This window comes from Terriglobus albidus (genome assembly GCF_025685425.1).
Lineage (GTDB): Bacteria > Acidobacteriota > Terriglobia > Terriglobales > Acidobacteriaceae > Terriglobus > Terriglobus albidus.
The window spans coordinates 1-2936 of record NZ_JAGTAS010000016.1; the positions used below are offsets into that span (position 1 = coordinate 1).

Here is a 2936-nt window from a genome sequence, read left to right on the forward strand (position 1 = left end):
ACCCTCGCGAAATCTGGGGAAAAGGAAAATCCTTCCCCTCAAAACATCACTTCGGTCCTCTCCCAAAATCAAAAAGTAAGTGACATTAGGCTGAAGCCCGCTGCTCCCACCAGGTTCGATCATGCTCCCGGCTGTGTCAGCTCAACCGAACATGTCGATACGCGCTAACGCGTGATAGGCTTTGCAAAATACGTCCGTCAGGAAAGAGCCTAGCCGTCTGGCGTGGGCGCAAATTCTTACCAACTGGTCTCTTCTCAATCGCGCCCACCGCGGGTGCTGAACAGGATCATGTTACTCACTACGGGCTCCCTCTCAGGACGGAGCCGCATGATGCGCTCCGTCCTGACAATGAGGACTCCGTTATCGGTTCGCGCGCGCGGCCTCGATTGCCGCAATATCGATCTTTCGCATCGTCATCATGGCGCTCATGGCGCGCTTGGCTGCCGCGCGATCCGGGTCGGTCGTCGCCGCTATCAGGGCTCGTGGCGTGATCTGCCATGAAAAGCCCCAGCGGTCCTTGCACCAGCCGCACATGCTCTCCTGACCGCCGTTGTTGACGATCGCATTCCACAGCCGGTCGGTCTCAGCCTGGTCATCGGTAAGAATCACAAAGCTGACGGATTCATTCGGGGTAAAGTTCGGACCGCCATTAAGACCGATGAATTTGCGGCCGCAGACGGTGAACTCGACGATGAGCTCCTGGCCTTCGGGACCCGATGGTGTGTCGATAGGCGAGTTGCTTGTCTTCCCGACGTGGCTGTCGGGAAAGTTGGCGGCATAGAACTCGGCGGCTTCGCGTGCCTTCCCGTGATCAAACCACAGACACGTAATCATCTTCTCGGACATGCTGCTTTCTCCTCTCAGGTTTCAGATCTCAACGTAAGTTACGATTTCGGCCCCTGCATCAAAGCAAAGTGACCATCCTGGTCATCGAGGGCCTGCAGGATGCGTGAACCTCCGGGCACGTCCATAGGTGGCAAAGTTATCTTACCGCCGGCATCGATCACACGCTGCTGCGCGGCTTCGATGTCGTCGACCAGGAAGTAGTACTGCCAGTGTGGCGGAATTCCTTCGGGCATGCCGGGGCCCTTACGAGCCATCATTCCGCCGGTATAGAGGGGCTTATCGATCCGGAAGGTCTGATAGGTCCCCATCGGGCCCATGTCGTGCGCATAATCCTTCTGCCAGCCGTAGTGCTTCGAATAGTAGTCGAAGGCTTTTACCGGATCGTCGGTGAGCAGTTCGTGCCAGCCCACGTTTCCTACCGCCATCTGATCCAGACGGGGCGGAGCCTCTTTCTTGCCGGGTTCGAAGAGCAGGTATTTCACCTGCTGTGGATCCATCACGACAGCAAAGCGGCCAATGCCAGGAATCTCCTGAGCCGGCTTCACAATCGTGCCGCCATCGGCGGTGACCGCCTTCAGTTCTTCATCCAGCTTTGCGGTGTGGATGTGGCCCATCCACTGCGTGGGAAGCTCAGGAGCGCCTGCCCCGGCCCACGTCATCATGCCGCCGACATCTTTGCCATCTTTACCAAAGAGCATGTAGCTGAAGCCGGGCATACCCGCATCTTTGATGTCCCAGCCGACCACCTTCCTGTAGAAGCTGACTGCCTTGTCCAAATCGTTGGTGACAAGTTCGTACCAGATGAAACCGTCTGCCATTTCACACCTTCCATTTGCGACCTACAAAGTAAACACCGTCCACATACGCTACCACCAGAAAGTGGACACTGTCCACAAGTGGCTGTTACGCGGTACACTCATCTTGAATAAACCATGAAAAAGCAAGTCTCTCTTCAGAAGCGCAAGACATTCCGCCACGGCGATCTGCGCAACGCGCTCGTGACCGCCGGCCTGGAGATGGCCCGCGCCGGAGGGCCCAATGCAGTGATTCTGCGGGAGGCGACACGGCAGGCAGGTGTCTCTCCGAATGCTGCTTACAGGCATTTCGCCGGCCAGACGGAGCTACTGGATGCGGTGCGATCGGCATGCCTCTCGCGAGTCGCCGCGGCCATTGAAGATGAGATGAAGAAATACAAGGCGGGACGTAACCCACAGGCATTTGCGCGAAACAGTCTGCGCGCGGTGGGCATGGGGTATCTGGGATTTGCGATGCGAGAGCCGGGAATGTTCCGTACCGCTTTTTCGGTACCGCCCCCAGTTCATTCTCCTGATCCGGCGAATACGGCTTCTATGGGCTTGAACCCGTTTCAGTTGCTCTCGCTCGCTCTGGATCGCATGCAGGAGAGCGGCCTGCTCAGCAAAAAGGATCGCAAAAACGCGGAGTATCTCGCGTGGTCGACGGTTCACGGTCTGGCAATGCTGGCGCTTGAGGGACCGTTGCACAAGATGCCGCGCGAGATGGTGCTGGCCCTGGGCGAGAGGCTCGTCGTTATGGTGGAACGCGGGCTTAGTTAGTTGGTGGCTCACCGATCGATTGCAGCGCAACGTCTTCCCATCGCAGAGCGGCGGTTTCGCACCAGAGGTGCGAATGTTTGCTTAAGGACACGGCTTTAGCCGTGCCGTACAAAACCCAACAAACATGCGGCTTCAGCCGCTGAGGGCAATGTACTAAAGGCAACGTTCCACGGTATCTATCGATCTGCGGGTTTCACATCCGACAAGAACTGTTTCTCTGTTCGCGCAACGCGCGAAGGCCTTGCTTAAGGGGACGGCTTTAGCCGTCCCGTACAAAGCCAGGAGGAAACGCGGCTTTATTGACCACTGCATAAATAAAGTCCTATTTGAGACGTAGAAGAAGAGGGCTGTGTTGCACGAAGGATCGTAGCAGTGTCTGTTTGTGCTGCAAGGATCTGGCGGCATGTCGAGCTTCAACCGCCAAGTCGTCTATGTCGAAGAAGGCGCGGTTGGCGAGGGGATTCATTTTGGTCCAGGACCAGAGATACTCGACCGGGTTCAACTCAGGGGCATAGG

Annotated in this window: 3 protein-coding genes; 1 reads left to right on the forward strand and 2 read right to left on the reverse strand. The window is 56.9% G+C overall.

Annotated features, from left to right (window positions below; all coding sequences use genetic code 11):
- Nucleotides 1–360 precede the first annotated feature (360 nt).
- Nucleotides 361–846 (reverse strand): VOC family protein, encoded by a 486-nt coding sequence (locus OHL21_RS00095; RefSeq protein WP_263415212.1) that lies wholly within the window; start codon nt 844–846, stop codon nt 361–363.
- Between the two features lie 38 nt (nt 847–884).
- Nucleotides 885–1664: a VOC family protein gene (locus tag OHL21_RS00100; RefSeq protein WP_263415213.1), complete on the reverse strand. Its 780-nt coding sequence runs from the start codon at nt 1662–1664 to the stop codon at nt 885–887.
- Nucleotides 1665–1778: 114 nt separating this feature from the next.
- Between OHL21_RS00100 and OHL21_RS00105 the strand changes: the two genes are divergently transcribed.
- Nucleotides 1779–2420, forward strand: a complete 642-nt coding sequence (locus tag OHL21_RS00105; protein ID WP_263415214.1) for a TetR/AcrR family transcriptional regulator — start codon at nt 1779–1781, stop codon at nt 2418–2420.
- The last annotated feature ends 516 nt before the right edge of the window (nt 2421–2936 follow it).